12 protein-coding genes are annotated in these 18,112 nt (G+C 67.6%); 3 read left to right on the top strand and 9 right to left on the bottom strand.

Annotated elements, in window-relative coordinates:
• Positions 1-195 precede the first annotated feature (195 nt).
• From DCO49_RS15135 to DCO49_RS15145, 3 genes are all read right to left on the bottom strand, one after another.
• The gene (locus DCO49_RS15135; RefSeq protein WP_116864736.1) at positions 196-978 is read right to left on the bottom strand and encodes a helix-turn-helix transcriptional regulator; all 783 of its coding nucleotides are present in this window, start codon (positions 976-978) and stop codon (positions 196-198) included.
• Positions 979-1,132: 154 nt separating this feature from the next.
• Positions 1,133-2,258 (bottom strand): peptide chain release factor 2 gene (gene prfB, locus DCO49_RS15140; protein WP_116864737.1). Its coding sequence is split into 2 segments (ribosomal slippage): positions 1,133-2,182 and positions 2,184-2,258, totalling 1,125 coding nucleotides; the frame shifts between segments, so codons are not numbered across the junction.
• Between the two features lie 150 nt (positions 2,259-2,408).
• A complete protein-coding gene (locus tag DCO49_RS15145; RefSeq protein ID WP_116864745.1) occupies positions 2,409-3,326 on the bottom strand; it encodes a LytTR family DNA-binding domain-containing protein in 918 nt (305 codons plus the stop codon).
• Between the two features lie 135 nt (positions 3,327-3,461).
• On the opposite strand from DCO49_RS15145, the gene DCO49_RS15150 reads away from it, so the two are divergent.
• Both DCO49_RS15150 and DCO49_RS15155 read left to right on the top strand, forming a co-directional pair.
• Complete coding sequence (locus DCO49_RS15150; RefSeq protein ID WP_116864738.1) at positions 3,462-4,667, top strand: acyltransferase family protein; 1,206 nt, start codon at positions 3,462-3,464, stop codon at positions 4,665-4,667.
• A 73-nt stretch (positions 4,668-4,740) separates the two neighbouring features.
• Positions 4,741-5,715, top strand: a complete 975-nt coding sequence (locus tag DCO49_RS15155) for a phosphatase PAP2 family protein (RefSeq protein WP_116864739.1) — start codon at positions 4,741-4,743, stop codon at positions 5,713-5,715.
• 49 nt (positions 5,716-5,764) lie between these two features.
• Here DCO49_RS15155 and DCO49_RS15160 read toward each other — a convergent pair whose 3' ends face one another.
• Positions 5,765-8,662 (bottom strand): VIT domain-containing protein, encoded by a 2,898-nt coding sequence (locus DCO49_RS15160; protein ID WP_116864740.1) that lies wholly within the window; start codon positions 8,660-8,662, stop codon positions 5,765-5,767.
• A 169-nt stretch (positions 8,663-8,831) separates the two neighbouring features.
• On the bottom strand, positions 8,832-10,589 hold the full coding sequence (gene recJ / locus DCO49_RS15165) for a single-stranded-DNA-specific exonuclease RecJ (RefSeq protein WP_116864746.1): 1,758 nt from the start codon (positions 10,587-10,589) through the stop codon (positions 8,832-8,834).
• 145 nt (positions 10,590-10,734) lie between these two features.
• Here recJ and DCO49_RS15170 point away from each other — a divergent pair, with 145 nt between their 5' ends.
• Entirely contained in the window at positions 10,735-11,766 is a 1,032-nt protein-coding gene (locus DCO49_RS15170) for a DUF1176 domain-containing protein (RefSeq protein WP_116864741.1), read from the top strand.
• 166 nt (positions 11,767-11,932) lie between these two features.
• Here the strand turns inward: DCO49_RS15170 and DCO49_RS15175 are convergent, their stop codons facing one another.
• The 4 genes from DCO49_RS15175 to carA form a co-directional block, all read right to left on the bottom strand.
• Positions 11,933-12,850 carry a phosphoglycerate mutase gene (locus DCO49_RS15175; protein ID WP_116864742.1) on the bottom strand — a complete coding sequence of 306 codons (918 nt, stop codon included), beginning with the start codon at positions 12,848-12,850 and terminating at the stop codon, positions 11,933-11,935.
• Between the two features lie 4 nt (positions 12,851-12,854).
• The gene (gene greA / locus DCO49_RS15180; protein ID WP_207776497.1) at positions 12,855-13,319 is read right to left on the bottom strand and encodes a transcription elongation factor GreA; all 465 of its coding nucleotides are present in this window, start codon (positions 13,317-13,319) and stop codon (positions 12,855-12,857) included.
• Between the two features lie 8 nt (positions 13,320-13,327).
• Entirely contained in the window at positions 13,328-16,570 is a 3,243-nt protein-coding gene (carB, locus tag DCO49_RS15185; protein ID WP_116864744.1) for a carbamoyl-phosphate synthase large subunit, read from the bottom strand.
• Positions 16,571-16,719: 149 nt separating this feature from the next.
• Positions 16,720-17,847: a glutamine-hydrolyzing carbamoyl-phosphate synthase small subunit gene (gene carA / locus DCO49_RS15190; RefSeq protein WP_108768737.1), complete on the bottom strand. Its 1,128-nt coding sequence runs from the start codon at positions 17,845-17,847 to the stop codon at positions 16,720-16,722.
• Positions 17,848-18,112: the final 265 nt, after the last annotated feature.

Genomic DNA, 18,112 nt, shown 5'->3' on the forward strand with positions numbered 1-18,112 from the left:
GAGGGCGCTTTGCTTGCGAAGCACTGCTTCGCAAGCGCCCGAACGCACAGCCGCCAGCGGCTGGGCCGGACCCCGGAGGGGGGTTTACGGCGTGTCCTGACCACCCACACCGCCCCGCCATCCCACGGAATGCCGCCCTTGATCTTGCTTCCGCTTCGGCAGGTGCAGGGCTGCAAGCCCTGCCGAACAAACCCCCTACTTCCGCGGCAGGTAGGTCACCAGCGAAAGATCGTGCCGGCTCTCCGGCACCAGCGCCACGTACTGCAGGTCCAGCAACCCGCGCGTGGGATGCATCAGCTTCTTCGCCCCCTCGTCGAAACGACGGACGTCATGCTCCGGCCACCACAGGCGGAACGGCTCACTCTTCGCCGAAATGTCCTCGGCCAGTGCCAGGAACGGCGCCTTGTCCGGCGCCTGCGCCATCGCCGCGCGGAACCCGGCCAGCAGGCCACGGCTCATCTCTTCCCAGTTGAGGATGCGCTCGCGGTAAGGCGCGTACAGGAACATCAACCAGAGCGTGTTGCGCTGGTTCGGCGGAAACTGGCTGTAATCCACGAACAGATCGGCGATGGCCGCGTTCCAGGCCAGGATGTCGAAGCGCGTGTTGCGCACGTAGGCCGGGATCGGCTGCATCGCCTCCACCAGCTGGCGCAGGCCGTCGGTCACGCTTTCGTCCGGCGATTCCAGCGGCGCGCCGTAACCGGACAGCGCGAAGGCATACGCGCGCTCGTCATCGCTCAGGCGCAGCACCGTGGCCAGGCGCTCGAGCACCTCGGGCGAGGCGCGCACTTCGCGGCCCTGCTCGATCCAGGTGTACCAGCTGACACTGACCCCGATGGCCAGCGCCACTTCTTCGCGCTTCAGGCCCGGGGTGCGCCGACGCCCGGCCGGCAGGCCAAGCGTGGCGGGGTCGACACGGGCGCGGCAGGCTTTCAGGAAGCCGCCCAGTTCCTTGCGTTCACTCTCGCTGCGCATCATCGCTACCGCCGCACGTGTTGTAGCGTCGAGCCAAGCTCGACGGATCTGCTACTGCGCCAACAGCAGCCGAGCATGGGCTCGGCTCTACCGGAAGCGTGATCAGCCGCCCTCGGCATTGCGCACGAGGACGATGACATCCGCGCAGGCGCGTCGATCAGGCATCGATGCGCTTGGAACCCACGGCCAGGCCGGCCTTCAGGCTGGCCTCGACGAACTCGTCCAGGTCGCCGTCGAGCACCTTCTGCGTGTCCGAACGCTCGATGCCGGTGCGCAGGTCCTTGATACGGCTCTGGTCGAGCACGTAGTTGCGGATCTGGCTGCCCCAGCCGATGTCGGACTTGGTGGCTTCCACCGCGTCCTTCTCGGCGTTGCGCTTCTGGATCTCCAGCTCGTACAGCTTGGCGGCCAGCATCTTCATCGCGTTGTCGCGGTTCTGGTGCTGGCTGCGGCCGGTCTGGCAGGCCACGACGATGTTGGTCGGGATGTGGGTGATACGCACCGCCGACTCGGTCTTGTTCACGTGCTGGCCACCGGCACCGGAAGAGCGGTACACGTCGGTACGCAGATCGGCCGGGTTGATGGTGATATCGATGTTGTCATCGATTTCCGGCGACACGAACACCGAGGTAAAGCTGGTGTGGCGCCGGTTGTCCGAATCGAACGGCGACTTGCGCACCAGGCGGTGCACGCCGGTCTCGGTCTTCAGCCAGCCATAGGCGTAATCGCCTTCCACGCGCAGCGTCGCCGACTTGATGCCGGCCACGTCGCCACCGGACACTTCCATCAGCTCGGTTTTCCAACCGCGCGATTCGCACCAGCGCAGGTACATGCGCAGCAGGATCTCCGCCCAGTCCTGGGCTTCGGTACCACCGGCACCGGCCTGGATGTCGACGAACGCGGCGGCATTGTCCATCTCGCCGGAGAACATGCGCTGGAATTCCAGCTTCTCCACGTGCGCCTGGTGCTTGTCCAGATCGGCGACCACGGCCAGGGCGGTATCGTCGTCCTGTTCGGATTCAGCCAGTTCCAGCAATTCGGTCGCATCGGTCAGGCCGTCGAGCACCGCGGCGATGCCGCCCACGGTCTTCTCCAGGCTGGAGCGTTCACGGCCCAGGTTCTGTGCGTATTCGGCGTTGTTCCAGACGTCGGGGCTTTCCAGCTCCCGCGTTACTTCTTCGAGACGCTCTTTCTTGGCGTCGTAGTCAAAGATACCCCCTGAGCGACACCACACGATCGGTCAGATCGGTGATGCGCTGGCGGACAGGATTCAGTTCGATCATGTCGGCGGTTATGCAATAAATAGATGACTCCCAATCATACCGCAGGCCGCGGTTTCCGGCATGAGAGGGGCCGGACAGTAGAGTCGACTATCGCGCGCAGCGCGGGCTTCACCGGAACCTGAACGAACAGCAGTCGACTGACAGTCGACGCTACCCGCTTGCCCCACCCGCCCCGCCCAGCGCCTGCCGCAGCAGCGGCAACTGCCGCCGGCTGCACGGCACCTTCGCCCCGTCAGCCATGTGCAGCAGGGCCTCACCGCCATCCAGCGGCTCGATCGAGCGCAGCTGCCCGCGGTGGATCAGCCAGCTGCGGTGCGGGCGCAGGAACACGGCCGGGTCCAGCCGCTGCTCCAGCACCGCCATGGTTATGCGCAGCGGGTAATCGTGGCCGCGCACCCGCAGGTTCACGTAGTTGCCGGCGGCCTGGGCGTACTCCACGTCACCGGTGGTCACCAGGAACTCCTTGCCCAGCTTGCGCACCAGGAAGTGCTGCGGGCGCTCAACCGGTTCCACCGGCGGGCCGTCGTCGGGCGGCGCCAGCAGGTGCGCCTCACCCTGCCGCTGGCGGCCGAACCAGGCCACCGCATGCACGGCAATCACCAGCAGGCTGTAGGTCTGCACGTCCTTGAAGAACTCGTAGAACCACTGCGCCGGCCAGTCGCCATAGGTGTAGTGCTGGCCGATCACGGCGAAGGCCAGCTTGCGCAGCAGGACCATGGCGCTGACGTGCAGCAGCCACCAGGCAATGCCACCCAGCAGATAGAAGCCGATCCGGCGGCGCCAGGTGTCGGCATGCAGCGGCCAGCGCCGCGCGGCGGCATGCAGCAGGGCCAGCAGGCCGAGGCTGGCCAGCGCACTGCTGAACTCCTCTATCGAGGTTGCCCCTGCTGGGAAGGCCTCACCGTCACGCAACGCCCGCATCCACTTCACCAGCACATTGGCGACCGCAGTACCCAGGAACAGCACCGCCCAGAACACGGCGGTCAGCCCTGGGCGATGCGGACGCTCTGCTGCTGGGACGGGCAACGCCGCCGGATCTCCATTCTTCATGCCGCCATTGTTGCCTATCCGGCCCTGCGCGCATCCGCCATTGGTCCCTGCCACCCCACCATTGGCCCCAGCGCGGCCGCCATCGCGCCCCTCCCGGTGGTGGCCAGGACCTGGCAGGCGGAGGCTGCAGCTTCTTTCCGATGCCCGCCGCCCATGCACCGTCGCCACGATCTGGACACCCTGCGCATCGCCGCCTTTGCGCTGTTGATCCTCTACCACGCCGCCATGGCCTATGTGGCCGGCTGGGATTTCCACCTCAAGAGCACTTACACCGCCGAGTGGCTGCAATGGCCGATGATCGCGATGAACCGCTGGCGGATGCCCCTGCTGTTCACCATCAGCGGCATCGCCCTGGGCCTGTCGCTGCCCGAGCACGGGCGGTGGCGGCACACGCTGCGCAGATGCTGGCGCCTGCAGCTGCCGCTGTTGTTCGGCATCGTCGCGGTGGTATCCCTGCAGGCCTACTACGAGGCCCTGGACAAGGGCGACGTGGCGCCGGGGCTGGCCCGGTTCCTGTGGCGCTACTGGCAGTTCCGGCCGTGGCCGGGCGCGCATTTCAGTGGCGCCGCCTATGGCTTTACCTGGAACCACCTCTGGTACCTGGCCTATCTGCTGCCCTACACCGTGCTGGCGGTGGTGCTGGCCAGCCTGCTGCGACCGCTGCGTGGGGCGCTGCCGCGCTGGCAGATCAGCGACCGTGTGCTTGGCGGACTGCTGCTGGTGTTGCCGGTGGCCTGGCTGGCCTGGGCGCTGCTGGTGTTGATGCCACACTGGCCGCCCACCCACGCGCTGCTGGACGACGTCTATGTGCACGCCGAGTCGCTGCCGCTGTTCCTCGGCGGCTTCATGGCCGCGCGCTGGCAGCGTGGCTGGGAGCTGCTGATGCGCGGGCGCCGGCTGACCCTGGCGCTGGCCGTGCTGGGGCTGTGCCTGGAACTGGGTATCCGAGCGCTGGCCCGCCTGCCGCACGTCGGCGACGTCGACGCCTGGGTACTGGCACTGCCGTGGGGACAGACCGAACGCATCGGCCGTGCGCTCTATACCTGGTGCATGCTGCTGGCCCTGTTCGGCTGGGCCAGGGTGCTGCTGTCCCGCCCGTGGCCAGGCCAGGGCTATTGCCGGGAAGCGGTGTTCAGCTGGTACATCCTGCACCAGACCTTGTTGATCGCGCTGCTGTATGCACTGCGCCCGCTTCAGCTTGGCCCGTGGCTGGAACCTGCCTTGCTGGTGGCAGGCACCATCAGCGGCTGCCTGCTGATCCACGAACTGCTGATCCGCCGCGTGCGCTGGCTGCGCCCCCTGTTTGGCCTGCGCAACGACGCGTCATCGCTGCCCGTGGCACGTGTTGCGCCGGTGTAGAGCCGCGTCCACACTCGGCTGCTTTGGCTCAGCTCTACCGGGCCCGCTTACCAACGGATGATGAGGACAACGGATGTTCCAGACGCAGTGGCACCTGTGGTTGCAGCACACCTTCGACGCCGGCTGGTTCCTGTCGGTGATGCAGTTCATCAGCCTGCTCGGTTACGAGATGGCCTATACCGCGCTGATCCTGGCGTGTGCGTTTGGTGCACGGCTGCGCGCCGGCCTCTGCGTGATGCTGGCGGTGCTGCTGATGGCCTGCGTCACCCATGCAATCAAACAGAGCGCCGCCCTGCCCCGCCCCTCCGACGTGGATGCGGCGGTGCTGGACAAGGGCGAGCCATCGCACCCGTTCGTGGTGGATGGCGGCGGCCATACCTTCTGGGCACTGCCCGATGCGCAGGCCACCGCCATGCTGCGCGCCCAGCCGCACGCTGACTATGGCTTCAACAGCGGCCACGTGGGCATCACCACGGCGGCGGGTGTTGCCCTGCTGCTGGCGTTCGGCATCCGCCGCCGCTGGCTGCGCTGGACACTGGTGCTGGGCTGGCCCCTGCTGATGGCGATCTCGCGCATGTATCTGGGCCGGCACTTCCTGGCCGATGTGCTGGCCGGTTGGTTGATAGGTCTCGGCGTCGCTCTGCTGGCGTGGCAGTTGATGCCTGGGCTGCGTGGAGAACGGCGCTGGCAGCTGCCGGTGCTGCTGGGCCTGGGCGTGGCGTTGTCGTGGGCCTCGTTGTGGACGCCCCTGGTGCCGCTGGGTGAAGCCTCGCGCCTGCTCGCACTCGTCCTGCTGGTGGCGTGGCTGCAATGGCGCGGTTGGCCAGCCGACCCGCAGGGCGTCGTGCAGCGGGTGCTGCGCGTGCTGGGCGTGGTGGTGGTCTACCTTTTGGCGCGGCCGGTCATTGGTTGGCTCGCAGACATCATTCCGCTGCCGGATGCGCCGGTTACGGCGTTGCTGTGGCACACCGTCGGCACGCTGCTGATCCTCGGTGGCGGCATTGCGCTGGCACGGTGGATTCCGCGCCAGCGCCGCACTCCGCAGTAGATCAGCGCCATGCGTGGCGTGGCTCTACCTCACTGGGCATGGCCCAGCGCTACCGCACCTCGAACTCGCCTACCAGCACGGTCTCCGCACGATCCTTCAATCGCAGGGTGACCATCTGGTCCTTCTGCTGCGGCGTTCCCCAATGCGTGGTCAGCCGCAGCATCAGGGTGGTCGCGCCGGTCACCAGCTGCTGACGGCTGCCGAAGTAGTTGGCCTCCACCTTGTACCGGCCGGGCTTGGCATCGCGCAGCGAGAACTGCTCCGGTCCATAGCCGCCGGTGAAGTCCTGCGACATCTGCCCGCCCTGGTAGGTCAGCCGGTTGCCGTAGTACGCGCGCTCGCCGTTGGGGTCGGTCACCCACAGGTCCATGTCGCTGTTGTCGGCATCCCAAGCCAGCACCACGCGCAGGTCGAGCGGCATGGCCTGCATCAGGCGTGGATCGATGCCGCAGGCATCGAGCTGCGGCCGGCTGCGTGACACCAGATTGGTCAGCTCATCCAGCGCGATCAGGGCGATGCCATCGAAGCGGCCATCCCACGGACGCACCACCACTTGGTACAACGGCTCCAGCGCCTGCTGCGGCTTGCCGGCCGCGACCAGCGCCAGGCCGAGATCGCGGAAGCTCTGCGGCTCTTCCTGCCCCATCGCCAGCACCTGTTCGAACACCGGCACGGCCAGCGCGGGCGCGCCGGCCTGCAGCAACCGGTAACCGAGCACGCGCAGCAGGTGGCGGTTGTCCAGGTCCATCTCGGCCAGGTTGGACAGCACGCGCAGCGCCAGATCGCGCTGGTTCTGCTGCAGCAGCAGATCGGCGACGTCCAGGAAAAACGCGCTGCTGTCGGCATGCGCGGCACGCTCGGCCAGGTAGCGGTCGTACAGCTGGGCCGGTGGGCCTTGGCGCAGGCGGCGCGCCACCGGCGAGTCCGGCTGCCATGCCGCCAGCTGGATGCCGAGCTGGCCGTTGTTCGCCGGCCCCGCCTCATCCGAGATCGCCGACCCGGTCACCGCGATGGCATCCAGGGATGTGGCGGCCGCCGGCGCCTGACGGCGTGCACGGGCGGTCTCCATCCGCGATTCGGCGACCATCGTCGGTGCGGGCGGCGGCGCAGGTGCGGCCGGTACGGGCGCGGCGAGCAGGGCCATCGGTGCACTGGCGGCCGATTCGCTATGGAGAATCTCCTTCGCCGCAGACGGCGGTGCCTGCTTCGGCCAGCTGCGGTTCCACCACTGCTGGCGCTCCTTCCACTGCGCAGCCACCTTGTCGAGCCTGCGGCGGTCCTCGGCTGCACGGTCAGCGACCTGGCGCGCATAGACGCGGTCATAGTCGGCGCGCAGCGTACCGGCCGGGCGGATCGCGTAGCGCAGGTAGTCCTGCAGGGTTTCCAGCACGATCAGCGAGGTATCCGGGCCCACCAGCCCGAACTGCTGCGACAGGCGTTGCATCGCTTCGCGGTTGCTGCGCCGGTCCACCGCCAGCTGCTGCAGGCGGGCCTGCGCCCACAGTCCCGCCAGCAGATCGCCATGGTCGCTGCGGGTGGTCGGCGGCAGCGCCTGCCATTCGGCCCCATCGACGCGCACGCGCATCGGCACGCCCTCGGCCGCCAGGCGAGCATGCAGCCACAGCCAGCCCTGCGCTTCGCTGCGGCGATCGATCACCACGTCCTGCACGCCACGCCCGGCGTCAACCTGGATGTCCAGCGGCGCCGACAGCAGTTCGCGCGTGGCAGCCTGCAGGTCATTGCCCAGCGCCACGAAACGGCCGCCGTGGGCCTCGCTCCACCCACGCAGGCGGGTGACATCGGTGCGTGCACCGGCACTGCTGACCGCGAACAGGCGCTGGCCAGCGGCCAGTGTCGGCAGTGCTTCCGCGCCGTAGGTCAGCAGGCCATCACTGACCAGCAGGTATTCGCTTACGCCGGGCTGCGGCTGCCAGTTGGCCAGCGCGCTGGCGCCGTCCGGCCTGACCTGCTGCAGCGCCTGGCGCAGCGTGCTCCAGTCGCCCTTGCGGATACGGAACCGCCGCTCGGCCTCGGGGCGGTCGCGCAGCACGGTCAGTACCACGTTGCCCTCGCCCATCGCCGCGAAGTAGCGGTCCAGCAGCGCGAACTCCCGAGCGCGGTCACGCTGGCCGGCGGAACCGGAGGCATCCCAGAGCAGGCCAACCTCGCTCGGCACCGTGCGCGGTGCATGGTCGGCGGGCACTGGCAGCTGGGCCAGCAGGTAGTGGCCGTCCTGCCACTTCGCCACCTGCACCTGCGACTGGCGCACCGCAGGCAGGGTCCATTGCAGCTGTGCCGGCAGTTGCGCGCCACGCCCCTGCCAGTGCAGCTGCCCGCTCTGCAGGGCGAATGGCGCCTTGCCGGTGGTCGCAGCGCCTGCCACCTGCAGATCCAGCTTCACCGAGGCCGCACCTGCAGCGAACTGCAGCGGCAACGCCCATTGCCAGCCCTTGTCGGCGAACGCCAGCGGCTCACGCACCACCAGCTGCACGCGGCGGCTGCCGCCGGCCGGCAGCGGATACACGCGCAGGCGAAACTGGTTGCCCGCCGTCTGTTCCAGCAGGCCCGGGTCAACACCGCGGCGCGCGATCTCCTCGAAGACCTGGCGGCCGCGATCCTTCGGCACCGGCACCGCCTCGCGCAGCTCGCCATTGATGTCCAGCGCGAAGCCGCTGATCTGCTGGCCATCCCCCAGCGGGAACTGCAGCTCGCCTTCCAGCACGCGGCTGTTGGGATTGTGGAATTCCAGGGTGATGCGGGTCTGCGCGATGCCCGCCTGGACCTCGCCTTCGATGCGCGCCTCGCGCAGCTGGATCGGCTGTTCGGCGGCCGGGGCGATCAGCAGCGGCGTGCTGGGCTGAGGCCGCGCGTGGCGGGGCGATTGCGCGTCAACGGGCCAGGCCGCCAGCACCAGCAGGATCAGGGGGGCACAGCGGGCAAAGACCATGGCACGGCTCCAGTGGGATCGTGGACGGTTCAACGCACCAACACGGCAGGTGGGGTTACGGGTCGAACGTGGATGCACCCCGCCGGGCATGGCGCGGCGCAACCGCAGCGTGCGGGGCTCTGGTAGCGCCGGGCCATGCCCGGCGAGCGCGAAGCGCGGCGCACCGCCGTCAGGCGGGAAGGCAGTGCTCGACGATCAGCTGGATCGCGGTGCCACCACGGTAATCATCGCAGGCCAGGCGATAGGCCAGGTGTACGTGACGGCTGGGTGCATTGCCGTGCCAGCCGCCGAAGTGGATGGCATTGACCGTGCCCGGTACGCCGGGCAGGCGCAGTTCCAGCTTCAGGTGGCGCTCCTTCAGCACGCGCCAGTTGGCCACTTCGAAACGGCCGTCGAACAGCGGCTCGGGGAAGCCCTGCCCCCAGGGACCGGCCAGGCGCAGGGCGTCGGCATGGCGGTGGTCGAGTTCGTGCACGGCCAGTTCGCCGTCGCTGAGCACGTGCTGCTGCAACGCAGCCGGGTCCAGCACGTCCTGCACGATGGCGACGAAAGCGGCCTCGAAGGCGGGCAGATGCTCAAGGCGCATGCTCAGGCCGGCGGCCATCGCGTGGCCGCCGAAGCGCTCGACCAGGCCGGGATGGCGTGCATCGACCAGCGCCAGTGCGTCACGGATATGCAGGCCCGGAATGGAACGGGCCGATCCGCGCAGGGTGTCGGCGCCGGGCTCGGCGGGTGCGAAGGCGATCACCGGGCGGTGCAGGCGGTCCTTCATCTTTGATGCGACCAGGCCGACCACGCCGGGGTGCCAGTCGGCATCGAACAGGCAGGCCGCCACCGGGCGCTCGCCCTCGGACTGCAGCACCACGCGCGACAATGCCTGCTCGGCGTCGTCGGTCATCGACTGCTGCACGGCGCGGCGCTCGGCGTTGATCTGCTCCAGGGTCTGAGCGATGTCGCGGGCCTGGCGCGGATCTTCGGTCAGCAGCAGGGCGATGCCCAGCGCCATGTCCTCCAGACGGCCGGCCGCATTGAGGCGCGGGCCGAGCGCGAATCCGATGTCAGTGGCGGTCAGCCGTGCGGCATCGCGACCGCTGGCTTCGATCAGCGCCTTCAGGCCGACGCAGGCATGGCCGGCACGCAGCCGACGCAGGCCGGCGCTGACCAGGGCGCGGTTGTTGGCATCCAGCACCACCAGATCGGCGACCGTACCGACTGCCACCAGATCCAGCAACGTGGTCAGGTCCGGGCCCTTGCCATCGGCAAACACACCGGCTTCGCGCATCTGCCGGCGCAGGGCCATCAGCACGTAGAAAATGACGCCGACACCGGCCAGCGATTTGCTGGGAAAGCCGTCGCCCTCCAGGTTCGGGTCGACGATGACATCGGCCGGCGGCAGCTGCGGCCCCGGTAGGTGGTGGTCGGTGACCAGCACCTGCCAACCGCGCGCCTTGGCGGCGTTGACGCCGGCATGGCAGGCAATGCCGTGGTCGACGGTGACCAGCAGGTCCGGCTGCAGTTCGGCCAGCTCCTCCACCAGCGAGGGCGACAGGCCGTAGCCGTGCACCATGCGATTGGGCACGGCATGGAACACATGCTGCGCACCGAGCATGCGCAGACCGCGCACGCCGACCGCACAGGCGGTGGCACCATCGCAGTCGAAATCGCCCACCACCAGGATGCGCTTGTCGTTGGCGATGGCCTCGACCAGCAGCGCGACCGCCGCATCGATGCCGGTCAGCAGCTCGGGCGCATGCAGGTTGCCCAGCCGTGGCAGCGCAAGGTCCGGCGTGGTCGCGCCGCGGCTGGCGTAGAGACGGGCCAGCAGGGGCAGTGTGTCGTCGGGCCACGCACCGGGTTGCACCGGCTCGCGGCGCAGGATCATCAGGGTATCGGACACGGGCAGCGCAGCATCGGCGGCAAGGGACATCGGCATCGCCGGGTTGCGGAAGACGTCACCATGATAACGCGGGGTCAGCCCCCTCTGCCCGCAGAGGGCCCTGACCCCGTCGGAAGCAATTGGAATCGACAACCGTTTCTTTCATGCTTGCCGGCCCCGAAACGGATTTCTGCCCATGCGCCGCACATTGTTCCTGGCCCTCGCCCTCGCCCCGGCTGCCCACGCCGGCACGCCCGAGCCGAAGGCCGGTGTCGAATTCCAGCACAACGACTGGTCGCTGGCCTGCGATAACACCCGCACCTGCCGCGCCGTGGGTTACAGCCCGGAAGAGCCCGCCAACCTGCTGAGCCTGATGCTGGAACGTGCAGGTGGCCCCAATGCGCCGGTGATCGCGCGCCTGCGCAATGGCGAGGATGGTGAAAGCCCGATACCGACCGGTGCGCTGCGGCTGTACCTGAATGGCAAGGACCTGGGTTCCGTGCAGGACACCGGCAACGCCGAAAAGGTGTTGCTGAAGCAGACGCAGACCGATGCACTGGTCACCGCCCTGCCCCGCAAGGCGCGCATCGAGATCGTCGATGGCAAAGGCAAGGCGTGGCCGATCTCCGACAGCGGCGCTACGGCGGTGCTGCTGAAGATGGACGAGGCGCAGGGCCGGCTGGGCACGCCCGGCGCGCTGGTGCGGCGGGGTGAAAAGGCCGAAGCGGGCGTGCCGGCGGCACTGCAGGTGCCGGCGATCGTGCGCGGCAAGCTGGTGGCGCCGCGCGCTACGGATGCGGCGTTGGCCAGGGTGCCGGCGTTGCGCAAAGCAATGATCGCCAGCCTGCCGAACGCCGACGAGTGCACACGCCTGAGCGAGGGCGAGCAGGATGAGATCGAGATCCAGCGACTGGACGCCGGACACGTGCTGGCCAGCACCAGCTGCTTCATGGGGGCCTACAACTTCAGCAGCGGCTACTGGGTGGTGCAGGACAAGGCGCCGTACCAGGCAAACTTCGTGACCTCCGATGCGGAGGACTTCGATCGCGATGACGCCACGCTACGCGGGCGCTTCCGCGGGCGCGGGATCGGCGACTGCTTCTCCGGCCACGACTGGACCTGGGATGGCGCACGTTTCGTGAAGAGCAGCGAGTTCACCACTGGCCAGTGTCGCGGCGTAGCGGGCGGGCATTGGCAGCTGCCGACGGTGGTCAGCACGGTGAGGTGATTGTCTGCAGGGCTGTGCCCTGCCCGGCCCCTGTAGAGTCGAGCCATGCTCGACTGATCCCAACGTGCCAACCAAGGTTGGCACCTACTTGCCAATGGCCGATCCACTGCATCCACGCATGGCGTGGATCTACTGCGCTCGCGTCGGGGGTCGGCCGAGACCCCGCTCAGTCGTGCAGTTGGCGGGGCTTCTTCCAGAACTGCCAACGCTGGCGCTTGTCCAGATGGAACTGCAGGCCGTCCTCGAAATCCAGCACCAGACGCTGCAGCTCACCGCGCCGCAAGGCCACCAGCAGCGGGCGGATGGCATCGTTGCCCAGCTGCTGCAGCGAACGCAGCTGGCGCAGGTCGACCAGGGCATCGACGGACTGCTCGCCATCCACCGATACGCCGGCGGCCTGGGCCAGGCCCTGCAGCAGGGCATCGCGGCTGCGTACCTGCACATGCGGCGTGGTCACCGAGACCGGCATCACCCCGCCACCCCAGAACCACAGGGAGTTGATCGGCTGCTGGCCCTGCGCGGCACGCTGCTGGTTCCACGAATGGTTGTGCAGCAGCACCTGCGCCTCGGTCATCAGGGCACGCCAGCGCCGGCCGGCCTCGCCTTCGGGCAGGTGCGAGAACAGGTCATCGCCCAGCACGTCGTCGGGGCTGTCGAAGGTCGGCAGGTCGATGTCGATCGGCAGGCGCAGGTACCAGCGCGCCGGGTCCGGCGCATCCAGCACGAAGCCGGCATCGGCGAACAACGGCTGCAGCACCGGCAGCAGTGCAAGGCTGTCGGCCAGGGTTGGCCGCAGCGTCTCGCCGTAGCCCATCATCCGCGCACCGTGCATGTCCGGCACCATGCAGGCCGGATCGGCGCGCAGCCAGCAGGCTCCGGCGGCGTCACCGACATCGCGCTGGCGGGTAAGTGCGGCGACCGGCCACTGCGGCGCGGCCACGGTGAAGTGGCGCTGCAGCTGGGCGCGTTCGCCTGCGTCCCGCTGCACGGCGATGGCGCGGCCCAGGGCGCGCGCCACCTCGTCTGGCAGTGCAGCCGCTGCAAAGCGGCTGCGTGCCGGCAACAACAGGGTCGCCGTTGCCACCCGGTCAGGCCACGTAGCTGACGCTGACGATCTCGTACTCACGCTGGCCGGCCGGGGCGTCGATCACGATCGAATCGCCTTCCAGCTTGCCGATCATCGCGCGCGCCACCGGCGAGGAAATGGCGATCAGGCCCAGCTTGATGTCCGCTTCCAGGTCACCGACGATCTGGTACTTCTTTTCTTCGTCGGTTTCCACGTCGGCCAGGGTCACGCTGGCGCCGAACACCACCTTGGTGCCGGCATTGAGCTTGCTCACGTCGATGATCTCGGCGTGCGACAGCTCGCCTTCCAGCTGCTTGATGCGGCCTTCGATGAAGCCCTGTTCCTCGCGCGCGGCGTGGTATTCGGCGTTTTCCTTCAGGTCACCGTGCTCGCGCGCTTCGGCGATCGCGGCGATGACCTTCGGGCGCTTGACCGACTTCAGGTGATCCAGTTCATCGCGCAGCTTCTGCGCGCCCTTCATCGTGATCGGGGCTCTCATGCATTCAACTCCTTGTGCAGTTCCTGCAGCGACCAGACCGGGCCGGTGCCGCGGAATTCCAGTGAATCCACCAGCGCCTTGGCGCCGGCAATGGTGGTCGAATAGGTGACGCGGTGCTGCAGCGCCTCGCGACGGATCGAGAACGAATCGTTGATCGCGGCACGGCCTTCGGTCGTGTTGACGATGTAGACGATCTCGCCGTTCTTGATCGAGTCGACGATGTGCGGGCGACCTTCGACCACCTTGTTGATGATCTCGCAGTCCATGCCGTGCTGCTGCAGCCACGCGGCGGTACCACGGGTGGCGACCAGGCTGTAGCCACGCGCCAGCAGCGCCTTGGCCACCGGCAGCACGCGCTTCTTGTCCGGGTCGCGCACCGACACGAAGGCCTTGCCGACCGGCGGAGCCTTGATCCCACCGGCTTCCTGGGCACGTGCGAAGGCGGCGTTGAAGCTGCGGCCCACGCCCATCACCTCACCGGTGGAACGCATTTCCGGCCCGAGGATCGGGTCGACGCCCTGGAACTTGGCGAACGGGAAGATCGCTTCCTTCACCGAGTAGTAATCCGGCACGATCTCTTCGGTCGCGCCCTGCTCGGCCAAGGTTTTGCCGGCCATGCAGCGCGCGGCGATCTTGGCCAGGGCCATGCCGGTGGCCTTGGACACGAACGGCACGGTACGCGAGGCGCGCGGGTTCACTTCCAGCAGGTAGATGGTGTCATCGCCATCGTCGTTGGTCTGGATGGCGAACTGGGTGTTCATCAGGCCGACCACGTTCAGGGCCTTGGCCAGCTCCACCACCTGGCGGCGCAGCTCGGCCTGGGTCTTGGCCGACAGCGAGTACGGCGGCAGCGAGCACGACGAGTCACCGGAGTGCACGCCGGCTTCTTCGATGTGCTCCATCACGCCGCCGATCAGGACGTTGCCATCCTTGTCGGCGATGATGTCCACGTCCACTTCCACGGCGTTGTCCAGGAAGCGGTCCAGCAGCACCGGCGAATCGTTGGACACCTTCACCGCGTCGCGCACGTAGCGGGCCAGGTCGGATTCGCCGTAGACGATTTCCATCGCACGGCCGCCCAGCACGTAGCTCGGGCGCACCACCAGCGGGTAGCCGATCTCACGGGCCAGCAGCAGGGCTTCCTGGTCGTTGCGGGCGATGCGGTTCGGCGGCTGCTTCAGCTTCAGCGAATCAACCAGCTGCTGGAAGCGCTCGCGGTCTTCGGCCAGATCGATCGAATCCGGGCTGGTGCCGATCACCGGCACGCCGTTGGCTTCCAGCGCGCGCGCCAGCTTCAGCGGGGTCTGGCCGCCGTACTGCACGATCACGCCCTTCGGCTGTTCCAGTTCGACGATTTCCAGCACGTCTTCCAGAGTCAGCGGCTCGAAGTACAGGCGGTCGGAGGTGTCGTAGTCGGTCGACACGGTTTCCGGGTTGCAGTTGACCATGATGGTTTCAAAACCATCCTCGCGCAGCGCCAGTGCCGCGTGCACGCAGCAGTAGTCGAACTCGATGCCCTGGCCGATGCGGTTCGGGCCACCGCCGAGGATCATGATCTTGTCGCGGTTGGTCGGCGCGGCCTCGCACTCGTCCTCGTAGGTCGAGTACAGGTAGGCGGTACCGGTAGAGAACTCACCGGCACAGGAATCGACGCGCTTGTAGACCGGGCGCACCTTGTGCGCACGACGCAGCGCGCGGATGGCCGCTTCGTTGGTGCCGGTCAGCTGGGCCAGGCGGGCATCGGAGAAACCGGCGCGCTTCAGCTTGCGCAGGCGCGCGGCATCCAGTGCATCGATGCCACCGGCAGCGACTTCGCCTTCGGCCGCGATGATTTCCTCGATCTGGTCCAGGAACCAATGATCGATGAAGGACAGCGCGTAGATCTCTTCCACGCTCATGCCGGCGCGGAAGGCATCGGCCACGTAGAACAGGCGCTCAGGGCCCGGCGCCTTCAGCTCGCGACGCAGGGTTTGCAGGTCGTCTTCATTGGTCAGGTCCAGGCCGGTCGGGTCGAAGCCGACCTTGCCGGTTTCCAGGCCACGCAGGGCCTTCTGCATCGACTCCTGGAAGGTGCGGCCCATCGCCATCACCTCGCCCACCGACTTCATCTGGGTGGTCAGGCGGGCATCGGCGGCCGGGAACTTCTCGAAGGCGAAGCGCGGGATCTTGGTGACGACGTAGTCGATGGACGGCTCGAACGAGGCCGGGGTCAGGCCGCCGGTGATTTCGTTCTTCAGTTCGTCCAGGGTGTAACCCACGGCCAGCTTGGCGGCGACCTTGGCGATCGGGAAGCCCGTGGCCTTGGACGCCAGCGCCGAGGAACGCGACACGCGCGGGTTCATTTCGATGACGACCACGCGGCCGGTGGTCGGGTTGATGCCGAACTGCACGTTCGAGCCACCGGTGTCGACGCCGATCTTGCGCAGCACGGCGATGGAGGCATCGCGCAGGCGCTGGTATTCCTTGTCGGTCAGGGTCTGCGCCGGGGCCACGGTGATCGAGTCACCCGTGTGCACGCCCATCGGGTCCAGGTTCTCGATCGAGCAGACGATGATGCAGTTGTCCGCGGTATCGCGGACCACTTCCATCTCGAACTCCTTCCAGCCCAGCACCGACTCTTCGACCAGCACTTCGGTGGTCGGCGACAGTTCCAGGCCGCGGCTGACGATATCGACCAGCTCTTCGCGGTTGTAGGCGATGCCGCCACCGCTGCCGCCCAGGGTAAAGCTGGGGCGGATGATGGTCGGGTAGCCGACGCGCGTCTGGATCTCCAGCGCTTCGTCCAGGGTGTGGGCGACGGCTGCGGTCGGGCACTCCAGGCCGATCTCACCCATGGCGACGCGGAACAGCTCGCGGTCTTCAGCCATGCGGATCGCTTCGCGCTTGGCGCCGATCAGTTCGACGTTGTACTTCTCCAGCACGCCGTTGTCGGCCAGGTCCAGCGCGCAGTTCAGCGCGGTCTGGCCACCCATGGTCGGCAGCAGTGCATCGGGCTTTTCCTTGGCGATGATCTTCTCGACCGTCTGCCAGTTGATCGGCTCGATGTAGACGGCGTCGGCCATCTCCGGGTCGGTCATGATGGTGGCCGGGTTGCTGTTGACCAGCACCACGCGGTAACCCTCGTCACGCAGGGCCTTGCAGGCCTGGGCGCCGGAGTAGTCGAACTCGCAGGCCTGGCCGATGACGATCGGGCCAGCACCGATGATGAGGATGGTCTTGAGGTCAGTGCGCTTGGGCATTTTCTTCTCTAAGTCAGTACAGCGTGACAAGGGGGGTGATCGCACGCTGTCGATCAGGAATCTTGATCCGCAGCGCCGCGCCAGGGGCAGCAGCGATGCGGGGGCTTACGGTCCATCGCGACGCCACCGGCGGGCCGGCGGCGAACTGATCACGCCTTGCTCTGTTCCATCAGGGCGACGAAGCGGTCGAACAGCGGACCCACATCCGTTGGGCCGGGCGACGCTTCCGGGTGACCCTGGAACGAGAACGCCGGCACGTCGGTGCGGGCGATGCCCTGGTTGGTGCCGTCGAACAGCGAACGGTGGGTCACGCGCAGAGTCGCCGGCAGGGTCGATTCGTCGACCGCGAAGCCGTGGTTCTGCGAGGTGATCATCACCCGGCCGTCGTCCAGGTCCTGCACCGGGTGGTTGGCACCGTGGTGGCCGTGGCCCATCTTCATGGTCTTGGCGCCCGAGGCCAGACCCAGCAGCTGGTGGCCCAGGCAGATGCCGAAGGTCGGGATCTTCACGTCGATGAAGGTCTTGATCGCTTCGATGGCGTAGTCGCACGGTTCCGGGTCACCCGGGCCGTTGGACAGGAACACGCCGTCCGGCTTCAGCGCCAGAACCTCGGCAGCCGGGGTCTGCGCCGGCACCACGGTCACTTCGCAGCCGCGCTCGGCGAGCATGCGCAGGATGTTGGTCTTCACGCCGAAGTCGTAGGCCACGACCTTGAACCTGGCCGGCACGCTGACGAACGCGTTGGCGTCCAGGTCCAGCTGGCCTTCGGTCCAGGTGTAGGTCTTCTCGGTAGTGACGACCTTGGCCAGATCCATGCCCTTCAGCCCCGGGAACTTGCGGGCGGCTTCCAATGCCTTTTCCACGTCGATGTCGCCGGCCATCAGCGCACCGTTCTGCGCGCCCTTCTCGCGCAGGATGCGGGTCAGCTTGCGGGTGTCGATGCCGGCGATGGCGACCACGCCACGCTGGATCAGCCAGTCCTGCAGCGACACCTGGCTGCGCCAGTTGCTGGGACGGCGCGGCACGTCGCGCACGATCAGGCCGGCCGACCACACCTTGGACGCTTCATTGTCCTGGTCGGTCATGCCGGTGTTGCCGATATGCGGATAGGTCAGCGTGACCATCTGCCGGGCGTAGGACGGGTCGGTCAGCACTTCCTGGTAACCGGTCATGGCGGTGTTGAACACCACCTCACCGACGGACAGGCCGGGCGCGCCTACGGATTCGCCCTCGAATACGGTGCCGTCTTCGAGGACGAGGATTGCGGCTTGGGTCACGGAAATCTCACTTTGGCTACCGAGGGGGCTGCCGAAGTCACGCCTGCGCTTCACGGAAATCCGGTTGCAAAAAAGCGCGGACGTACGGTCTGGGACCGGTCCGGCTTTCGTGATTCGGCGAGTGCGAATTGTAGCGCTGCCGGGGCGCTCGCGCCAGCGGTTGTATCGCGTTATGAACAGGCGATTGCGTATTCATTTCAATCCGGCAGCGTATGCAGGCCATCTACGGTAGCGCCGGGCCATGCCCGGCGGAACTGACTAGGCC

This window comes from Stenotrophomonas sp. SPM, assembly GCF_003105135.1.
Taxonomy (GTDB): domain Bacteria; phylum Pseudomonadota; class Gammaproteobacteria; order Xanthomonadales; family Xanthomonadaceae; genus Stenotrophomonas.